This is a genomic window from Paraburkholderia bryophila (genome assembly GCF_013409255.1).
GTDB lineage: Bacteria > Pseudomonadota > Gammaproteobacteria > Burkholderiales > Burkholderiaceae > Paraburkholderia.
Window position 1 is genome coordinate 1619425 of sequence record NZ_JACCAS010000001.1, and the last position, 18267, is coordinate 1637691.

The 18267-nt window shown below is 64.9% G+C and carries 18 protein-coding genes; 8 read left to right on the forward strand and 10 right to left on the reverse strand.

Going from position 1 to position 18267, the window contains the following annotated elements; genetic code table 11:
- Positions 1–150 precede the first annotated feature (150 nt).
- The 10 genes from kdpE to GGD40_RS07310 form a co-directional block, all read right to left on the reverse strand.
- Positions 151–849, reverse strand: a complete 699-nt coding sequence (kdpE, locus tag GGD40_RS07265) for a two-component system response regulator KdpE (RefSeq protein ID WP_179705922.1) — start codon at positions 847–849, stop codon at positions 151–153.
- Positions 842–3700: a DUF4118 domain-containing protein gene (locus GGD40_RS07270; RefSeq protein ID WP_179705924.1), complete on the reverse strand. Its 2859-nt coding sequence runs from the start codon at positions 3698–3700 to the stop codon at positions 842–844. Before GGD40_RS07270 ends, kdpE begins: the two co-directional genes overlap by 8 nt.
- 197 nt (positions 3701–3897) lie before the next feature.
- Positions 3898–4476 carry a potassium-transporting ATPase subunit KdpC gene (gene kdpC, locus GGD40_RS07275; RefSeq protein ID WP_035551864.1) on the reverse strand — a complete coding sequence of 193 codons (579 nt, stop codon included), beginning with the start codon at positions 4474–4476 and terminating at the stop codon, positions 3898–3900.
- 31 nt (positions 4477–4507) lie between these two features.
- A complete protein-coding gene (gene kdpB, locus GGD40_RS07280) occupies positions 4508–6592 on the reverse strand; it encodes a potassium-transporting ATPase subunit KdpB (RefSeq protein ID WP_179743231.1) in 2085 nt (694 codons plus the stop codon).
- Between the two features lie 64 nt (positions 6593–6656).
- Positions 6657–8462: a potassium-transporting ATPase subunit KdpA gene (kdpA, locus tag GGD40_RS07285; RefSeq protein ID WP_179743232.1), complete on the reverse strand. Its 1806-nt coding sequence runs from the start codon at positions 8460–8462 to the stop codon at positions 6657–6659.
- Entirely contained in the window at positions 8459–8551 is a 93-nt protein-coding gene (gene kdpF, locus GGD40_RS07290) for a K(+)-transporting ATPase subunit F (RefSeq protein WP_007583461.1), read from the reverse strand. The genes kdpA and kdpF overlap by 4 nt, the downstream gene beginning before the upstream one ends.
- Positions 8548–8661: a hypothetical protein gene (locus tag GGD40_RS07295; RefSeq protein ID WP_028196918.1), complete on the reverse strand. Its 114-nt coding sequence runs from the start codon at positions 8659–8661 to the stop codon at positions 8548–8550. The genes kdpF and GGD40_RS07295 overlap by 4 nt, the downstream gene beginning before the upstream one ends.
- Before the next feature lie 261 nt (positions 8662–8922).
- Positions 8923–9900: a quinone oxidoreductase family protein gene (locus tag GGD40_RS07300; RefSeq protein ID WP_179708796.1), complete on the reverse strand. Its 978-nt coding sequence runs from the start codon at positions 9898–9900 to the stop codon at positions 8923–8925.
- A gap of 92 nt (positions 9901–9992) precedes the next feature.
- Positions 9993–10382, reverse strand: coding sequence for a methylglyoxal synthase (locus tag GGD40_RS07305; protein ID WP_035551868.1), 390 nt, complete (start codon positions 10380–10382; stop codon positions 9993–9995).
- 108 nt (positions 10383–10490) lie between these two features.
- Complete coding sequence (locus GGD40_RS07310) at positions 10491–11270, reverse strand: SDR family oxidoreductase (protein ID WP_179743233.1); 780 nt, start codon at positions 11268–11270, stop codon at positions 10491–10493.
- 220 nt (positions 11271–11490) lie between these two features.
- Between GGD40_RS07310 and upp the strand changes: the two genes are divergently transcribed.
- From upp to GGD40_RS07350, 8 genes are all read left to right on the forward strand, one after another.
- Positions 11491–12141: a uracil phosphoribosyltransferase gene (gene upp, locus GGD40_RS07315; RefSeq protein ID WP_035551870.1), complete on the forward strand. Its 651-nt coding sequence runs from the start codon at positions 11491–11493 to the stop codon at positions 12139–12141.
- Between the two features lie 371 nt (positions 12142–12512).
- Positions 12513–13241, forward strand: a complete 729-nt coding sequence (locus GGD40_RS07320) for a YebC/PmpR family DNA-binding transcriptional regulator (RefSeq protein WP_035551871.1) — start codon at positions 12513–12515, stop codon at positions 13239–13241.
- 107 nt (positions 13242–13348) lie between these two features.
- Positions 13349–14647, forward strand: a complete 1299-nt coding sequence (gene purD / locus GGD40_RS07325) for a phosphoribosylamine--glycine ligase (RefSeq protein ID WP_179743234.1) — start codon at positions 13349–13351, stop codon at positions 14645–14647.
- 190 nt (positions 14648–14837) lie between these two features.
- The gene (hemF, locus tag GGD40_RS07330; protein WP_179743235.1) at positions 14838–15761 is read left to right on the forward strand and encodes an oxygen-dependent coproporphyrinogen oxidase; all 924 of its coding nucleotides are present in this window, start codon (positions 14838–14840) and stop codon (positions 15759–15761) included.
- A 28-nt stretch (positions 15762–15789) separates the two neighbouring features.
- Complete coding sequence (locus GGD40_RS07335; protein ID WP_179743236.1) at positions 15790–16542, forward strand: nicotinate-nucleotide adenylyltransferase; 753 nt, start codon at positions 15790–15792, stop codon at positions 16540–16542.
- 4 nt (positions 16543–16546) lie between these two features.
- Complete coding sequence (rsfS, locus tag GGD40_RS07340) at positions 16547–17005, forward strand: ribosome silencing factor (RefSeq protein ID WP_179705938.1); 459 nt, start codon at positions 16547–16549, stop codon at positions 17003–17005.
- Between the two features lie 64 nt (positions 17006–17069).
- Positions 17070–17540, forward strand: a complete 471-nt coding sequence (gene rlmH / locus GGD40_RS07345; protein ID WP_179743237.1) for a 23S rRNA (pseudouridine(1915)-N(3))-methyltransferase RlmH — start codon at positions 17070–17072, stop codon at positions 17538–17540.
- An 82-nt stretch (positions 17541–17622) separates the two neighbouring features.
- The gene (locus tag GGD40_RS07350) at positions 17623–18261 is read left to right on the forward strand and encodes a Maf family protein (protein WP_179743238.1); all 639 of its coding nucleotides are present in this window, start codon (positions 17623–17625) and stop codon (positions 18259–18261) included.
- Positions 18262–18267: the final 6 nt, after the last annotated feature.

Sequence of the window (18267 nt, forward strand, 5' to 3'; positions counted from 1 at the left end):
CAGATGGGGCCGTCCCCGTTTGTAGCGGATGCGTAAGGTCGTCCTTACGATGTGTAATTATATCAAAATAGCCCGCAAGCCGCTCCCGGCCCGCCAGAAGCGGCTCCGCGCGCGGTTCGGGGCATGGTTCGGAGCCTCGTCAACCTGCCGTCAAACCGCTCCGACCAGACGGTAACCAACCCCCGTTTCCGTGACGATATGCTCCGGCTGCGCCGGGTCGCGCTCCAGCTTGCCGCGCAGATGCGCCATGTAGATGCGCAGATAGTGATGACTCTCGACATGCGACGGCCCCCACACATCGCGCAGCAGTTGCCGGTGCGTCAGCACGCGGCCGGCATGGCGCACCAGCGTCGCGAGCAGCCGGTATTCGATCGGCGTCAAATGGATCGCCGTGCCGTCGCGGGTGACCTGGCGCAAGGCCAGATCCACCATCACCGCGCCGAAGCGCACCTGCGGCGATTCGTTCGCACCGCCGTGATTGCGCCGCCGCATATGCGCGCGAATCCGCGCCAGCAGTTCCGACACGCCGAACGGTTTGGTGAGGTAGTCGTCCGCGCCGGCATCGAGCGCGGCGACCTTTTCGCTCTCCTGCGTGCGCGCCGACAGCACGATCACCGGCAGCTCGCTCCAGCCGCGCAATTCGCGAATCACGTCGAGGCCGTCGGTGTCGGGCAGGCCGAGATCGACGATCACCAGATCGGGCTTGCGGGTGGCCGCTTCGACCAGGCCCTGCTTGCCGGTTTCGGCGTCGTGCACGACGATGCCCTCGCCTTCCAGTGCCGTGCGCACGAAGCGGCGAATCTGTTTTTCGTCTTCGATCAGGACGACGGTGATGCTCGGGTCACTCATGGGTAGGCTTGGCCAGCGGGGGGTTAAGTGATGAATCGTCGGCGTGACCGGCGAGCTCGCCATGCGTCGGAGAATCCAGCTCTTCGTCTTCCAGCACGTCCGGCGCGTCGGGCGGCGTTTCCACCGGCAGCGTGAACCAGAAGCGCGCGCCTTCGACGCGGCCGTCCGCGGCCACCCGGTTGAGCGCGCCGATTGTACCGCCGTGCGCTTCGACGATCGCGCGGCAGATCGCCAGGCCGAGACCGATGCCCGGCTTGGCCGACTCCTTCTCGCCGCGCGTGAATTTCTCGAACACGCGCGCTTCCATGCCGGCGGGTAGCCCGGGGCCGTTATCGTCGACGCAAACGCGCACGAACGACTTGCCGTCCGCGTCGAGCCGCTGCGCGCCGATGGTCAGCGGCGTGTCCGGCGCGGTGTATTTGGCCGCGTTCTCGAACAGGTTCGAGAAGAGCCGCTCCATCAGCACCGCGTCGAGATGCAGCAGCGGCAAATCGCCCGGCAGTTTGACCTGCACCGGATGTTTCGCCAGCACGCGTTTGCACGCGCGCAACGCGGCGCCGACGGTTTCTTCGAGCAGCGTCCACTGCTGATTCAATTGCAGACTGCCCGCCTGCAGACGCGCCATGTCGAGCAGATTCGTGACGATGCCGGTCATGCGCAACGCTTCCTCGTGAATCGCTTCGACGAGATCGTCGCCGGGTTGCGCTTGCGCATGCCCCTCGCGCGATTGCGCCAGCATCGACGAAAACCCGACGATGGTCGTCAACGGCGTGCGCAGATCGTGCGAGATCGCGGACAGCAGCGAGTTGCGCAGACGCTCCGATTCCATGTTGACGAGCGCGTCGCGCGCAATGTCGACGTAATGCACCCGCTCCAGCGCGAGCGCGATCTGCGCGGCGAACGCGTCGAGCATGCGTTGCTGCTCGGGCACGTCGAGCTCGTGTTCGTCGCGCATCACGACCGCGAGCACGCCGCGCGTGCGCATCGGCGCTTTCAGCGGCAGATACAAAGCGGCGGCAGCCGGCAACGTGTCGGTGCCGTGGCCGGCCGGCTTCTGCTGATCGTAGACCCACTGACCGACGTCGATATCGAGCAGCTCGCCTTCGAGCGTGACGGCCGCGTCCGGATCCTCGATCTTCTGCTTCACCTGATCGACGCTATCCGGCAACAGCATCGCCACGCGCGCACCGAACACCTCGCTAACGTGACGGCTGCCGATCTCGACGATCTGCTCGGTGGTCAGCGCCGCGGCCAGCTCGCGCGCCATCGCGTACATCGCGCCGGTGCGTTGCTCGCGACGCCGCGCGACGCTCGCCTCGCGACGCAGACTCGACGTCAGATGGCTGATCACGAGCGAGGTCAGCAGCATGCCGAAGAAGGTCAGCAGATACTGCGTGTCCGACACCGACAGCGACATGCGCGGCGGCACGAAGAAGAAATCGAACGCGGCCACGCTCAGGAACGACAGCACCACACCAGGGCCGCGCCCGAGTTTCACCGCGGTGAAGATCACGCCGAGCAGATACAGCATAACCAGGTTGGTCAGATCGATGTGATCGATCAGTTGACTCGACAGCAGCGTGATGGCCGTGCAGATCGCCAGCGCAATGCCGTACGCGCCGGGCGGCGACCGGCGTTCGCGCGCCGCGCTCAACGCGTCGCGCCATGCGTTCGCTGTCGTGTTCAGTAAATGACGATGCTCGCCGCCGTCCCGGTCGGACGACGCGCGAATCAGCGTGAGATCGAGTTCGCCGGTCTGTTCGGCAAGACGCTCGCCGAGCGGACGGCGCAGCCAGCGCTTCAGGCCGGTGCGCGCCGATGCGCCCGCCACCAGTTTCGACACGTTGCGGGCCTGCGCATAGCCGACCAGCGCGGCCACGGCATCGGTGCCCGCGAGCGTCGCGGTTTCCGCGCCGAGTTCGGCGGCCAGCTTCAGCGCATTGAGCGTGCGTTCACGACGCGCGTCGGGCAGGCGTTGCAGCGCGGGCGTCTCCACATACACGGCGAGCCAGTCGGCCTTCAGGCTGGCGGCGAGGCGGGCTGCCGCGCGCACCAGCATCGGCGCTTCCGGGCCTGGGCCGACGCATACCAGCAAGCGCTCGCGCGCCTGCCAGATGCGCTGGATCGAGCGATCGGCACGATACTCGCGCATCTGCGCATCCACCCGATCGGCGGTACGGCGCAGCGCCAGCTCACGCAGCGCGATCAGGTTGCCCTTGCGAAAGAAATTGCGCACCGCGCGCTCGGCCTGCTGCGGCAAATACACTTTGCCGTCGCGCATGCGGTCGAGCAGTTCCTCGGCCGGCAAGTCGACCAGCGTGACTTCGTCGGCGCGATCGAACACGCGGTCCGGCACCGTCTCCCACACGCGAATCCCGGTGATCTGGCCGACCACGTCGTTCAGACTTTCGAGGTGCTGCACGTTGACCGTGGTGTAGACGTCGATGCCCGCGTCGAGCAGTTCGTAGACGTCCTGCCAGCGCTTCAGATGCCGCGCGCCCTGCACGTTCGAATGCGCGAGTTCGTCGACGAGGATCAGCGTCGGCTTGCGCGCGAGCGCGGCGTCGAGATCGAACTCGCCGAGCTTGCGGCCGCGATACTCGATCTGCTGCAGCGGCAGCACGTCGAGCCCGTCGAGCAGCGCCGCGGTTTCGCTGCGGCCATGCGTTTCGGCGATGCCGACCACCACGTCCGCGCCTTCGTCGTAACGGCGCCGCGCGGCCTGCAACATCGCGTAGGTCTTGCCCACACCCGCCGACGCGCCGAAGAAAATCTTCAGCCGGCCACGCTGACGCTTCTCTTCGTCGCGTTGCAGTTTGTCGAGCAATTCATCAGGATCGGGGCGGTTCATGCTCAATGGTTTTCATAGTTGGACGAGCGGCGGTGTGTGCATGGTGGCACGCCGGCGGCCGGCCCGCAAATAGGGGTGCCGCGCGCGGCGGTGCATTGCCGTGTAGTGCCTGCGGTTCATCACCGTCGTCGCGCTCCGTCAAAAAGGCAAAGGCGGCGTCGTGCGGACGCCGCCTTCGCGAAGCACCGCACGTGCTATCAACCGTGCTTCATCTCGTCCAGCGCCAGATTCAATTGCAGCACGTTCACACGCGCCTCGCCGAGCACGCCGAATTGACGGCCGCTCGTATAACGGTCCACCAGCGCCTGCACGTCGTTGACCGCCAGCTTGCGCGCATTCGCGACGCGTTCGATCTGATACGCAGCGGCCGCCGGGCTGATCTCCGGATCGAGACCGCTGCCTGACGAGGTCACCAGATCCACTGGCACCGGCTTCGACATATCGGTGCCCGCGGCCTTCAATGCGTCGATACGGCCTTTGACTTCGTCGAGCAGCGCCGGGTTGGTCGGCCCGAGATTCGAACCGCTCGAACCCGTCGCGTTATACGGCATCGGGCTGGTGGCCGACAGACGGCCCCAGAAGTACTGCGGCGCGTCGAACTGCTGGCCGATCAGCTTTGAGCCGACCACCTTGCCGTTCTGTTCGATCAGACTGCCGTTGGCCTGATCGTGGAAAGCCGCCTGGCCGACCGCGGTCATCACGGCGGGATAAGCGAGTCCGGTGACGGCGGTCAGCACCGCGAAGATCACGATTAACGGACGGAACAGATTTTTCATGATGTTTAATCTCTCTTGAGCTTCAGCGTTCTCAAACCCAGCCGAACGCGGCCAGCACCATATCGATCAGCTTGATGCCGATGAACGGCACGATGATCCCGCCCAGACCGTAGACCAGCAGATTGCGGCGCAACAACACCGCCGCGCCGAGTGCCCGGTAACGCACGCCCTTGAGCGCCAGCGGAATCAGCAGCACGATGATCAGCGCGTTGAAAATCACTGCCGACATGATCGCCGAGGCCGGCGTGGCCAGATGCATCACGTTTAGCGCGTTCAACGCCGGATAGGTCGTGGCGAACGCGGCCGGAATGATCGCGAAGTACTTGGCGACGTCGTTGGCAATCGAGAACGTGGTCAACGAACCGCGCGTCATCAGCATCTGCTTGCCGATCTCGACGATCTCGATCAGCTTGGTCGGATTCGAATCGAGGTCGACCATGTTGCCGGCTTCCTTCGCCGCCTGCGTGCCGGTGTTCATCGCCACCGCGACATCGGCCTGCGCGAGCGCCGGGGCGTCGTTAGTGCCGTCGCCGGTCATCGCGACCAGACGGCCTTCGGCCTGGTGCGCGCGGATCGTGGCGAGCTTCGCTTCCGGCGTGGCTTCGGCGAGGAAATCGTCGACGCCCGCTTCAGCCGCAATTGCAGCGGCCGTCAGACGGTTGTCGCCGGTCACCATGATGGTCTTGATGCCCATCTTGCGCAGTTCGGCGAAACGTTCCTTGATGCCGCCCTTCACCACGTCCTTCAACTCGATCACGCCGAGCACGCGTGCGCCCTGCTCGCCCTTTTCGGCAACCACCAGCGGCGTGCTGCCGCGCCGCGCGACTTCGGCCACGGCGTTGCTGACTTCGTTCGGGAAACGGCCGCCGTGCGCTTCGACGTAGTTCTTCACCGCGTCGGACGCACCCTTGCGGATTTCACGGCCCGGCAGATCGACGCCGCTCATCCGCGTTTGCGCGGTGAAGGCGAGGAACACCGCCTGCAGCGAAGTCATATCGCGTTGGCGAATGTTGAAGCGTTGCTTGGCCAGCACGACGATGCTGCGGCCTTCCGGCGTTTCATCGGCGAGCGACGACAACTGCGCGGCGTCCGCGAGCGCTTCTTCGGTGAGGCCCGGCGCCGGCACGAATTGCGACGCCTGACGGTTGCCGAGCGTGATCGTGCCGGTCTTGTCGAGCAGCAGCACGTCGACGTCGCCGGCGGCTTCCACCGCGCGGCCCGAGGTGGCGATCACGTTGGCCTGCATCATCCGGCTCATACCGGCCACGCCGATCGCCGACAGCAGCCCGCCGATGGTGGTCGGAATCAGACACACCAGCAGCGCGACCAGCGCGGTGATCGTCACCACGTGGCCGGATTTGGCGGCTTCGACCGAGAACATCGAGAACGGCAGCAGCGTGGCGGTGGCGAGCAGCATCACGATGGTCAACGCGACCAGCAGAATGGTCAGCGCGATTTCGTTCGGCGTCTTCTGACGCTTGGCGCCTTCCACCATCGCGATCATGCGGTCGAGGAACGCCTCGCCCGGATTCGCCGTGACCCGCACGACGATCCAGTCGGACAGCACGCGCGTGCCGCCCGTCACCGACGAAAAGTCGCCGCCCGACTCGCGGATCACCGGCGCGGATTCACCGGTAATCGCCGATTCGTCCACCGACGCGACGCCGTCGATCACTTCGCCGTCGGCCGGAATCACGTCGCCGGTTTCGACCAGCACGACATCGCCCTTGCGCAGATCGGAAGCCGTCAGAATGCGGATCGGCGACTTCGGATGCGGCTCGTTGAGCTTCTTGGCCATCACGTCTTTCTTCGCGCTGCGCAGCGACGCGGCCTGGGCCTTGGAACGGCCTTCGGCGAGCGCTTCCGCGAAGTTGGCGAACAGCACCGTGAACCACAGCCACAAGGTGACCGCGAGAATGAAGCCCGCGGGCGCCTCGGCCTGGCCGCCGAGCGCGGCGATCCAGAGAATCGTGGTCAGAATGCTGCCGACGTACACGCAGAACATCACCGGATTACGGAACTGCGTGCGCGGCGTGAGCTTTTTAAAGGAGTCCACGATCGCCGGGCGCAGCAGCGCCGGATCGAACATGGACCTGGTTGCATTATGTTCAGTCATTGAATCCTCGAATTTCCCGTTTGCACCTGTTCAGTCTTGGGTCGCATGTGTCATGTCGGGCCGCTCAATGCGCGCCCATCATCATCAGATGTTCGACACCAGGACCGAGCGCAAGCGCAGGCACATAAGTCAGCGCACCGACCAGCAACACCGTGCCGAGCAGCAGCACGACGAACAGCGGGCCGTGCGTGGGCAGCGTGCCGCCGGTCACGCCGATACGCTTTTTCGACGCCAGCGAGCCGGCAATCGCGAGCACCGGGACGATCGTGCCGAAGCGGCCGAACCACATCGCGATCGCGGTGAGCCAGTTGTAGAACGGCGTGCTCACGGTCAGGCCGGCGAACGCACTGCCGTTGTTATTGGCGGCCGAGCTGAACGCGTAGAGGATTTCAGAGAAGCCGTGCGCGCCGGGGTTGGCGATACCCGCCTTGCCCGCGTCGCTCAGCACCGCGATCGACGTGCCCACCAGCACCAGCATTGGCGTGAGCAGCACCACGATCGAGACCATCTTCATCTCGTACGCTTCGATCTTCTTGCCGACGTATTCCGGCGTACGGCCGATCATCAGGCCCGCCACGAACACCGCCAGCAGCGCGAACACAAGCATCCCGTACATGCCGGAACCGACGCCGCCGAAGATCACTTCGCCGAGTTGCATGAGCAGCATCGGATAGAGGCCGCCGATCGGCGTCAGCGAGTCGTGCGTATTGGCGACCGCGCCGCACGAAGCCGCCGTGGTGGCGACCGTGAAGATGCCCGACTGCGCGATACCGAAGCGCGTTTCCTTGCCTTCCGCATTACCGCCGGCCTGCAGCGCATTGGCCGACTGATCGACGTGCAACGCGGTGAAGGCCGGATTGCCGCTCTGCTCCGCGCTGATCTCGCCGAACACGCAGACGCCGAACGCGATCGTCATCGCCGCGAGCACGGCCACGCCCTGCTTGCGGTCCGAAATCATGCGACCGAACACCAGCGCCAACGCCGCCGGAATGATCAGGATCGAGAAGATCTGCAGGAAGTTCGAGAACGGCGTCGGGTTTTCATACGGATGCGCCGAGTTGCCGTTGAAGAAGCCGCCACCGTTGGTGCCGAGCATCTTGATCGCTTCCTGCGACGCCACCGGACCCATGGCGAGCGTCTGCGTCTTCACGGGCGTATCGACCGTCACCGCATTGCCCTTCGCGTCCTTCACCGGGTTGCCTTGCGCGTCGACCTTCGGCGCGGCGTAGGTGGTGGTTTGCAGCGTCGGGACGTCCTCATAGGCCTTGAAGTTCTGGATCACGCCCTGGCTCATCAGCACGGCCGCGATGATCGCCGACATCGGCAGCAGCACGTACAGCGTCACGCGCGTCAGGTCGACCCAGAAATTACCGATGGTCTGCGCGGTGTGGCGTGCAAAGCCGCGAATCAACGCGATCACCACCACGATGCCGGTGGCCGCGGAGAAGAAGTTCTGCACGGTCAAGCCGAGCATCTGCGTCAGATAGCCGACGGTCTGTTCCGGCGTGTAGTCTTGCCAGTTCGTGTTGGTCACGAAGCTGACGGCCGTGTTGAACGCGCCATCCACCGTCATCGGGCCGAACTGCTGCGGATTGCCCGGCAGCCACTGTTGCACGCGCAACAGCACGTACAGGAACAGCGCGCCCAAGGCATTGAACGCGATCGTGGCGATCGCGTAGTGCTTCCAGCCCATTTCCTTCGACGGATCGACACCCGCGATGCGATACAGCAGACGTTCGAGCGGGCCGCCCAGGCGCACCACGCGCGAGCTGCCGTCCATCACGGCGCTGAGATAGCGGGACATCGGCACCGCGGCTGCCAGCAGCACGACGATGAAGAGGCCCGCTTGCAGGACATTGTTCGAGTTCATTCAATGTCCTCCGCGCGCAACAGCGCATAGACCAGATAAGCAAACAGCAGCGCGGTAGCGGCGCCTGACAACCAGAGAATCCAGTTCATGACCGCGCTCCCTGCCCACGACGAAACTGCATCAACTTCTCGCAGCCGGCAATCAATGCAAAGGTCAGCGCGAAAAACAGCACCAGCCCCCCGACATACAGCACATCCATTTTTGTTCTCCATATCACGGACTTTGGATAGGTGGAACGTTATGCCGAACCGCGTAAAGGCCTGGTCAAAGAGTCCGCGTCGGGTGTAAAAATCGTGTAAACGGACGGCCTGATCCGGCGGTCGTTAATGACTGGAATAGAGCGAGGGGGCAAGGCGGTAACAGCGAGCGGCTCGAATGATTCGAGCGCGGCGGCGAAGCAAAGGGGCAAGGCGTGGCGGCGGCGGCGCGATCAAACGCACCGCCGCGCGACTATTTCGCGTTATTGAGGCAACAGTACCGTCGACCCGGTCGTCCGGCGCCCTTCCAGATCGGCATGCGCCTGACCGACATCCGCCAGCGCGTAGCGCTGATTGATGCTCGCCTTCACCTTGCCCGACACCAGCACGTCGAACAGTTCCGTCGACATCGACTCGTACTCGGCCCGTTTGGCGATATACGTGAACAACGTGGGGCGCGTAAAAAACAGCGAACCCCGCCCCGCGAATTCCGACGAATCGATCGGCGGCAACGGTCCCGATGCATTGCCGAAGCTCACGAACATGCCGAGCGGCGCGAGGCAATCGAGCGACGCCGTAAACGTGTCCTTGCCGATCGAGTCGTACACCACCGGCACACCCGCGCCGTTGGTGATCTCACGCACGCGCCTGGTGAAGTTCTCGCGCGTGTAGACGATCGCGTGATCGCAGCCATGCGCCTTGGCGATCTCCGCTTTTTCGTCGGAGCCGACGGTGCCGATCACGGTCGCGCCGAGCGCTTTCGCCCATTGGCACACCAGCAGCCCGACGCCGCCCGCCGCCGCCTGAATCAGAATCGTGTCGCCAGCCTTCACCGGATAGGTACGGCGCAGCAGATACTGCGCGGTCAAGCCCTGCAACATCACCGAGGCCGCCTGTTCGTCGGTCAGCGCGTCCGGCACTTTCACGACTTGCGCCGCCGCCAGCACGCGCTCCTGCGTATAAGCGCCGGGCGGACGCGCCACATAGGCGACGCGATCGCCAGTCTTGAAGCCGGTCACGCCCGCGCCGACCGCGGTCACTTCACCGGCCGCTTCCATGCCGAGCCCGCCGGGCAGCGGCAGCGGATACAGGCCGGTGCGGAAATAGATGTCGATATAGTTCAGCCCGACCGCCGTCTGCCGGATGCGCAGCTCGCCCGCGCCCGGCTCGCCTACCTCGACGTCGACCCATTTCATCACCTCCGGGCCGCCGGTTTTATCGAATCGGATTGCTTTGACCATCATGTCTCCTTGATGTGATGTTGTTGCGTGAATGCGGTGCAAGGCCGCCTTCGAAACCGGTGCTTCTGACCTGCTGCGTCAAACCTGCTGCTTCAGGCCTGCTGCTTTTGGCGCAAGGTCAGCACGTCGAGCACCATGCGCGCCGTCGAAATATTCGTCGCGCACGGAATGTTATGCACGTCGCAAGCACGCACCAGCGCGTTGATGTCCGGTTCGTGCGGCTGCGGCGTCATCGGATCGCGTAGAAAAATCACCATGTCCACGCGCCCTTCCGCGAGTTGCGCGCCGATCTGCAAGTCGCCGCCGTGCGGGCCCGACAGCATCCGCTCGACCGTCAGGCCGTGCGTGTCGGCAATGCGTCCGCCGGTCGTGCCGGTCGCGACGATCTCGCAACGCCGCAGCGTCTCGACGTATTCGCCGGCCAGTTTGACGATGTCGTCTTTCTTGTGATCGTGCGCGATCAGCGCAATGCGGGTGCTCATGACGTAAGACTCCTGAAACCGTTGTGATTGTCGTTGTTGTAGTGAGGATGAAACCGCGGGCACGCGCTCAGGCACGCGCCCGCTTGAAACTGGACGAAACCGGACCGTTCAGAACGTGCCCGGATAAGCGCCGCCGTCGATCAGCCAGTTCTGGCCGGTGATGTACCCCGCATGCGTACTGCACAGGAATGCGCAGGCGCGGCCGAATTCGTCGCGCGTGCCGAAGCGGCCGGCGGGGATCGTCTTCATGCGCTGCTTGCGCGCGTCGTCGACGGAAATGTTTTGCGCCTTGGCCTGCGCGTCGAACGTGACCGCGATGCGGTCGGTGTCGAACAGGCCCGGCAGCAGGTTGTTGATCGTCACGCCGGTCGGCGCGACCTTGCGCGCGAGTCCGGCGACGAAACCGGTCAGCCCCGAGCGCGCGCCGTTCGACAGGCCCAGCACGTCGATCGGCGCCTTCACCGCCGAACTCGTGATGTTGACGATCCGTCCGTAGCCGCGTGCGCTCATCGAGTCGAGGGTCGCGCGGATCAGTTCGATCGGCGTAAGCATGTTGCTCTCGAGCGCGCGGATCCAGTCCTCGTGCGTGAAGTTGCGGAAGTCGCCCGGCGGCGGCCCGCCCGCGTTATTGACCAGAATGTCCGGCTGCGGACAGGCCGCGAGCGCGGCCGCGCGGCCCTCCGGCGTGGTGATGTCGCAGGCCACCGTCTTCACTTCCACGCCGCTCTGGCGGCGAATTTCCGCGGCGGTCGCTTCGAGCGTTTCCGCGGTGCGAGCGACGATCGTCAGGTTGACGCCCTCGGCGGCGAGCGCTTCGGCGCAACCGCGCCCCAGGCCCTTGCTGGCCGCGCAGACCAGCGCGGTGCGTCCGGCGATTCCCATGTCCATGGTGTGTGTCCTCGTGGTGGCCAAGCGTTGCACAGAATCCCCCGATTCTAGAAGAATCGGTGCCGGACTGCGCCGGGTCGCTGCAATCTCCGGTATCGTCGGACGGTACTCTTTCGGTAAACTTGCGCCGTGGCGCGTCCGCCAGCCAGCCTCAGCCAACCTCAGGCAGGCTCGGCGGCACGCCGAACCGATCCCTCTAGCCGCCGCTCGCGCCCCCGCCATGACTCAGGACAGCCGTTTTCCCAATCTTTTCATCCTCGATCACCCGCTGATCCAGCACAAGCTGTCGCATATGCGCGACCGGGACACCTCGACTCGCACGTTCCGCGAACTGCTGCGTGAAATCACACTGCTGATGGGTTACGAAATCACCCGCAATCTGCCCATGACCACGCGCCGCCTGACCACGCCGCTGGTAGAGATCGACGCGCCGGTGATCGCCGGCAAGAAGCTCGCGATCGTGCCGGTGCTACGGGCCGGCATCGGCATGTCGGACGGTTTGCTGGAACTGGTGCCGTCGGCGCGGGTGGGTCACATCGGCGTGTATCGCGCCGACGATCATCGCCCGGTCGAATACCTGGTGCGCCTGCCGGACCTCGAAGACCGCATCTTCATTCTGTGCGATCCGATGGTCGCGACCGGCTACTCGGCCGTCCACGCGGTGGACGTGCTCAAGCGCCGCAACGTGGCCGGCGAGAACATCATGTTCCTCGCGCTGGTGGCCGCGCCGGAAGGCGTGCAGGTGTTCCAGGACGCGCATCCGGACGTCAAGCTGTATGTCGCGTCGCTCGATTCGCACCTGAACGAGCATGCGTACATCGTGCCGGGTCTCGGCGACGCCGGCGACCGTCTGTTCGGTACGAAGAACTGAGAACTGCATGAAAAAGTGCGGGGTAGCGGGCGTAAAACGCCGCTGCCGCGCACTTTCGTCACCGTTTCCCGCCGCCTCCCCCTCTGCCGCACCCCGCCGCCGTGATAAAATTCGAATCCGCTCAAAGAGCGGCTCAACTGGCGCTATTGCCCGGCGCATCGCGCCTTCACACGGGCGGCGAACCTCGGGCGACCCGCTTTGGGAAGCGGGTCAAGGGCGCCTGGACACGGCCGGGGCTCACCCCGTGCGGTCACACACCAGACGGTTAGACATCGAGGCGCGCAATCGCGATTCCCACGCGCAAGCGCCCGACATCGCAACGACAATTGCACAATGCGTGCGCCCCACTGGCGCGCGCGATGGAGAAAGGTATGGCGGGTCATTCGAAATGGGCCAACATCAAGCATAAGAAAGCAGCGGCCGACGCCAAGCGCGGCAAGGTCTGGACGCGGCTCATCAAGGAAATTCAGGTCGCGGCGCGCATGGGCGGCGGCGACATCGACTCGAACCCGCGTCTGCGGCTCGCCGTCGAAAAGTCGTACGACGCCAACATGCCGAAAGATAACGTCAACCGCGCGATCCAGCGTGGCGTGGGCGGGGTCGACGGTGCAAGCTACGAAGAAATCCGCTACGAAGGCTACGGCATCGGCGGCGCGGCGGTGATCGTCGACACCATGACCGACAACCGTACCCGTACGGTGGCGGACGTGCGTCACGCGTTCTCGAAGAACGGCGGCAACATGGGCACGGACGGCTCGGTGTCGTTCATGTTCGATCACGTCGGCCAGTTCCTGTTCGCGCCCGGCACGGCGGAAGACAAGCTGATGGAAGCCGCGCTCGAAGCCGGCGCCGACGACGTCGTCACGAATGAAGACGGCAGTATCGAAGTGCTGTGCCCGGCGAACGATTTCCCGAAGGTGAAGACCGCACTCGAAGCCGCGGGCTTCAAGGCCGAACTGGCCGAGGTCACGATGAAACCTCAGACGGAAGTCGAATTCACCGGCGACGACGCGCTGAAAATGCAGAAGCTGCTCGACGCGCTGGAAAATCTGGACGACGTGCAGGAAGTCTATACAAACGCCGCGATCGCCGACGAATGAGCGCGCCCCGGCGGCGCGCCGGCATCGCGAACCTTGCTGGTTGCTGGTATTCCACGGCTGAGCTGTCCGCTTCAGCCGTTTATGGTTTTTAAGTCTCGGGGATTCACATGAAGTTACTCGTCGTCGGTTCCGGCGGTCGCGAACATGCGCTCGCATGGAAGCTCGCGCAATCGCCGCGGGTTCAGCTCGTCTATGTCGCGCCGGGCAATGGCGGCACCGCGCAGGACGAACGTCTGCGCAACGTCGACATCACCGAGCCGGCCGCGCTCGCCGATTTCGTCGAGAAAGAACAGATCGCCTTCACGCTGGTCGGGCCGGAAACGCCGCTGGCGGCCGGTATCGTCAATCTGTTCCGCTCGCGCGGTCTGAAGATTTTCGGGCCGACCAAAGAAGCCGCCCAGCTCGAAAGCTCGAAAGACTTCGCGAAGGCGTTCATGAAGCGTCACGCGATTCCCACGGCCGAATACGAAACCTTCGCCGACGTCGCCGCCGCGCACGCGTATCTGGACACCAAGGGCGCGCCGATCGTCATCAAGGCCGACGGCCTCGCCGCCGGCAAGGGCGTGGTGGTCGCGCTGTCGCTGGAAGAAGCGCACGCCGCGGTCGACATGATGCTGTCGGACAACAAGCTGGGCGATGCCGGCGCGCGCGTCGTGATCGAAGAATTCCTCGCCGGCGAGGAAGCGAGCTTCATCGTGATGGTCGACGGCAAGCATGTGCTGCCGCTCGCCTCGAGCCAGGACCACAAGCGTCTGCTCGACGCCGATCAGGGCCCGAACACCGGCGGCATGGGCGCGTACTCGCCCGCGCCGATCGTCACGCCGCAACTGCATGCGCGCGTGATGCGCGAAATCATTCTGCCCACCGTGCGCGGCATGGAGAAGGAAGGCATCCGCTTCACCGGCTTCCTGTACGCGGGTCTGATGATCGACGCGCAAGGCAACCCGAAAACGCTCGAATTCAACTGCCGGATGGGCGACCCGGAAACGCAGCCGATCATGGCGCGTCTGAAGGGCGACTTTTCGAAGGTGGTCGAGCAGGCGATTGCCGGCACGCTCGACACGGTCGAACTGGAATGGGATCGCCGCACCGCGCTGGGCGTCGTGCTCGCCGCGCACAACTATCCGGACACGCCGCGCAAGGGCGACCGCATCAACGGTATTCCCGCTGAAACGGTGGATTCGGTCACGTTCCACGCCGGCACCACACTCGCCGACGGCAAGCTGACCACCTCCGGCGGCCGCGTGCTGTGCGTGGTCGGTCTGGCGGATTCGGTGCGCAGCGCGCAGTCGGTGGCGTACGAAACGATCAACCAGATCGCCTTCGACGGCATGCAGTATCGCCGCGACATCGGCTACCGCGCGCTGAACCGCAAGCACGACGCCAGGACCGAAGGCAAGCACTAAGGCAAGCACCAAGCGGCTACGCCGCTTTCCCGCGGGTAGCGCCGGCGGCGCTACACTGCGGGTTTTCGCGGCGGCGATGCCGCACGACGAAAGCCGTACGGCCCAGCGCCTTTCCCGACGAAGCCCCCGCCTTCGCCCTTCACGATGAACCCGCGGCACGACGAGCGCGCCGCCCTCAGCATCTGCATTCATGACCGATTCGAGCTACGACGCACAAGCCGTGCGCAGCTGGCTGCAAGGCCTGCAATCGCATATCGCGGACACGCTCGGCGCGTTCGACGGCACCACGTTCGCCACGGACGCCTGGCAGCGCGCGCCCGGCGAAAAGCTGCGCGGCGGCGGCTGCACGCGGATTCTCGAAGGCGGCCAGTTCTTCGAGCGGGCCGGCATCGGCTTTTCGGACGTCGCGGGCGACGCGCTGCCGGGTTCGGCGAGCGCGGCGCGTCCGCAACTGGCCGGCCGTGGTTTCGAGGCGATGGGCGTGTCGCTCGTGCTGCACCCGCACAATCCGCACTGCCCGACCGTGCATATGAACGTGCGCCTGCTGATCGCGACCAAGGCCGGCGAAGAGCCGGTGTTCTGGTTCGGCGGCGGCATGGATCTGACGCCGTACTACGGCTACGAAGAAGACGCGCAGCATTTCCACCGCACCTGCCGCGATGCGCTGCAGCCTTATGGCGCGGACCTGTACCCGAGTTTCAAGCGCTGGTGCGACGAGTATTTCTTCCTCAAGCACCGCAACGAACCGCGCGGCATCGGCGGGATTTTCTTCGACGATTTTTCGGCACCGGGCTTCGGTCAGTCGTTCGCGATGCTCAGGAGCGTCGGCGACGCGTTCCTCGCCGCGTATATGCCGATCGTCGAAAAGCGCCGCAACATTCCGTACGGGCCGGCCGAGCGCGATTTCCAGGCTTACCGGCGCGGACGCTACGTCGAGTTCAATCTGGTCTTCGACCGTGGCACACTGTTCGGGCTGCAGAGCGGCGGACGCACAGAGTCGATCCTGATGTCCATGCCGCCTGTGGTGAACTGGCGTTACAACTGGCAGCCCGAAGCGGGCACGCCGGAAGCGCGTCTTTACAGCGATTTTCTCGTGCCGCGCGACTGGGTGTGACGCGCTTTCCGCCCGCACCGCCCCGCACGTGGCCACGACAAAGGACCTTCACCTGAAGCCGAACGCTCACCCTGCTGCCCTGCCGCGCCGGATCGGACTGCTAGGCGGCACTTTCGACCCGATCCACGACGGCCATCTCGCGCTCGCGCGGCGTTTCGCCGAGGTGCTGCAACTGACCGAACTGGTGCTGCTGCCGGCCGGCCAGCCGTGGCAGAAATCGGACGTCTCGCCGGCCGTGCATCGCCTCGCCATGACCCGCGCGGCGGCTGGCGAACTGGTGCTACCGCACGCAACCGTGCGGGTCGCGACCGACGAAATCGATCACGAGGGTCCGACTTACACGCTCGACACGCTGCAACGCTGGCGTGAACGCGAAGGCAAGGATGCATCGATAGCGCTGTTGATGGGCGCGGATCAACTGGTGCATCTCGACACATGGCGCGACTGGCGGCGCCTGTTCGACTTCGCCCATATTTGCGCGGCCACCCGGCCCGGTTTCGACCTCGCGTCGATTCCACCGGCGGTCGCTCATGAAATCGACGCGCGCCGTGCCCGCGCCGACGTTCTGCAAGCCACGCCCTGCGGCCACTTGCTGATCGACACGACGCTTGCGTTCAACGTCTCGGCCACCGACATTCGCGCGCATCTGCGCGAACAGGTAAGCCAGCGGCTCGCCCTCGCGGGCGCCGAGCCGCAAGACCAGAACCAGGCCCGGGCCGCAAGCCATGTCCCCACCACGGTGTGGGACTATATTCTTCAACATCATCTGTACCACCGGTAACCCCATGGATATTCGTAAACTGCAACGCGTGATCGTCGACGCTCTCGAAGACGTCAAAGCGCAAGACATCAAGGTGTTCAACACCAGCCACCTGACCTCGCTGTTCGATCGCGTGATCGTCGCGAGCGGCACCTCGAACCGCCAGACCAAGGCGCTCGCTTCCAACGTGCGCGATAGCGTCAAGCAAAACGGCGGCGACGTCATCAGCACCGAAGGCGACGACGTCGGCGAATGGGTGCTGGTGGATTGCGGCGACGCGGTCGTCCACATCCTGCAACCGGCGCTGCGCCAGTACTACAACCTCGAGGAAATCTGGGGTGACAAGCCGGTGCGCATCAAGCTGTCCACGCCCGATCCGTTCGGCGGCGCGCGTTCGAGCGAGCCCGACGACGAAGAAGACGAAGAAGACGAAGCGCCGGCCGTGAAGAAGCCCGCGCGCAAGACGCCGGTTCGCCGCAAGTAAGCGCAACGGCCGGCCTTGTGCCGGCACGTCGTCAAAGTCTTCGAAGTCTTCGATTCCACCGCTGATGAAACTGCATATCCTCGCCGTCGGCCATAAGATGCCGGACTGGATCGCCACTGGCTTCGACGAATACGCGAAGCGCATGCCGCCCGAGTTGCGTATCGAGCTGCGCGAGATCAAGCCCGAGCAGCGTTCGTCCGGTCGGCCGGCGGAAAGCGTGATGGCGTCTGAGCGTCAGAAGATCGAAGCCGCGTTGCCGAAGAACGCGCGGATTGTCGCGCTCGACGAGCGCGGCAAAGACTGGACCACCATGCAACTGGCGGGCGCGCTGCCCGACTGGCAGCAGGACGGCCGCGACGTGGCTTTTCTGATCGGCGGTGCAGACGGGCTCGACCCCGATCTGAAAGCACGCGCCGACATGCTGTTGCGCGTGTCGAGCCTGACCTTGCCGCACGCGATGGTCCGCGTGCTGCTCGCCGAACAGCTTTACCGCGCGTGGACCATCACGCAGAATCACCCCTACCATCGCGTGTGAGCGAACGAGGCTGCTGAAGGAAACGCGTGTTTCGAGCACTTCGTGCGTCTCGCGCGCTTTTCCGATTCATCGAGACCTGTTCATGCCCACGTCCGCCAACTCCCTGCCTCCGCTGCATCCGTTCGTCTATCTCGCTTCGCAAAGCCCACGCCGCCAGGAGTTGTTGCAACAGCTCGGCGCGCGTTTCGAATTACTGCTGCCCCGCCCCGATGAAGACGCCGAAGCGCTCGAAGCCGAGCTGCCCGGCGAGTCCGCGCGCGACTACGTGCAGCGCGTCTGCGTCGCCAAGGCGCAGGCGGCACGCGCGCGCCTCGAAGCCGGCGACCACAGCGCGCGGCCGATTCTGGTTGCGGATACAACCGTCACGATCGACGGCGCGATTCTCGGCAAGCCGCTCGACGCCGACGACGCCATCGCGATGCTCACGCGCCTCGCCGGCCGCACTCACGAAGTGTTGACCGCCATCGCCGTGATCGATGCACAGGGCGCATTGCTGCCCGCTGCGCTGTCGGTGTCGACGGTGCGTTTTGCTGCACTGCACGCGGACGCGATCCGTCGCTATGCGGCGAGCGGCGAGCCGCTCGGCAAAGCGGGCGCGTACGGCGTGCAGGGACGCGCCGCCGAGTTTATCGAACATATCGACGGGTCCTATTCAGGTATCATGGGTTTGCCGCTTTTTGAAACCGCTGCGCTCCTGCGCGCAGTGCGCATCGACTTCTAAAATAAC

Bases quoted from the DNA above. Each gene is read 5' to 3' on its own strand.
- kdpB (WP_179743231.1), bottom strand. From the start codon at position 6,592: ATGACTGAACATAATGCAACCAGGTCCATGTTCGATCCGGCGCTGCTG.
- GGD40_RS07300 (WP_179708796.1), bottom strand. From the start codon at position 9,900: ATGGTCAAAGCAATCCGATTCGATAAAACCGGCGGCCCGGAGGTGATG.
- purD (WP_179743234.1), top strand. From the start codon at position 13,349: ATGAAGTTACTCGTCGTCGGTTCCGGCGGTCGCGAACATGCGCTCGCA.
- upp (WP_035551870.1), top strand. From the start codon at position 11,491: ATGACTCAGGACAGCCGTTTTCCCAATCTTTTCATCCTCGATCACCCG.
- kdpF (WP_007583461.1), bottom strand. From the start codon at position 8,551: ATGAACTGGATTCTCTGGTTGTCAGGCGCCGCTACCGCGCTGCTGTTT.
- kdpE (WP_179705922.1), bottom strand. From the start codon at position 849: ATGAGTGACCCGAGCATCACCGTCGTCCTGATCGAAGACGAAAAACAG.
- GGD40_RS07350 (WP_179743238.1), top strand. From the start codon at position 17,623: ATGCCCACGTCCGCCAACTCCCTGCCTCCGCTGCATCCGTTCGTCTAT.
- GGD40_RS07320 (WP_035551871.1), top strand. From the start codon at position 12,513: ATGGCGGGTCATTCGAAATGGGCCAACATCAAGCATAAGAAAGCAGCG.
- hemF (WP_179743235.1), top strand. From the start codon at position 14,838: ATGACCGATTCGAGCTACGACGCACAAGCCGTGCGCAGCTGGCTGCAA.
- kdpA (WP_179743232.1), bottom strand. From the start codon at position 8,462: ATGAACTCGAACAATGTCCTGCAAGCGGGCCTCTTCATCGTCGTGCTG.
- kdpC (WP_035551864.1), bottom strand. From the start codon at position 4,476: ATGAAAAATCTGTTCCGTCCGTTAATCGTGATCTTCGCGGTGCTGACC.
- GGD40_RS07270 (WP_179705924.1), bottom strand. From the start codon at position 3,700: ATGAACCGCCCCGATCCTGATGAATTGCTCGACAAACTGCAACGCGAC.
- rlmH (WP_179743237.1), top strand. From the start codon at position 17,070: ATGAAACTGCATATCCTCGCCGTCGGCCATAAGATGCCGGACTGGATC.
- GGD40_RS07305 (WP_035551868.1), bottom strand. From the start codon at position 10,382: ATGAGCACCCGCATTGCGCTGATCGCGCACGATCACAAGAAAGACGAC.
- GGD40_RS07310 (WP_179743233.1), bottom strand. From the start codon at position 11,270: ATGGACATGGGAATCGCCGGACGCACCGCGCTGGTCTGCGCGGCCAGC.
- rsfS (WP_179705938.1), top strand. From the start codon at position 16,547: ATGGATATTCGTAAACTGCAACGCGTGATCGTCGACGCTCTCGAAGAC.
- GGD40_RS07295 (WP_028196918.1), bottom strand. From the start codon at position 8,661: ATGGATGTGCTGTATGTCGGGGGGCTGGTGCTGTTTTTCGCGCTGACC.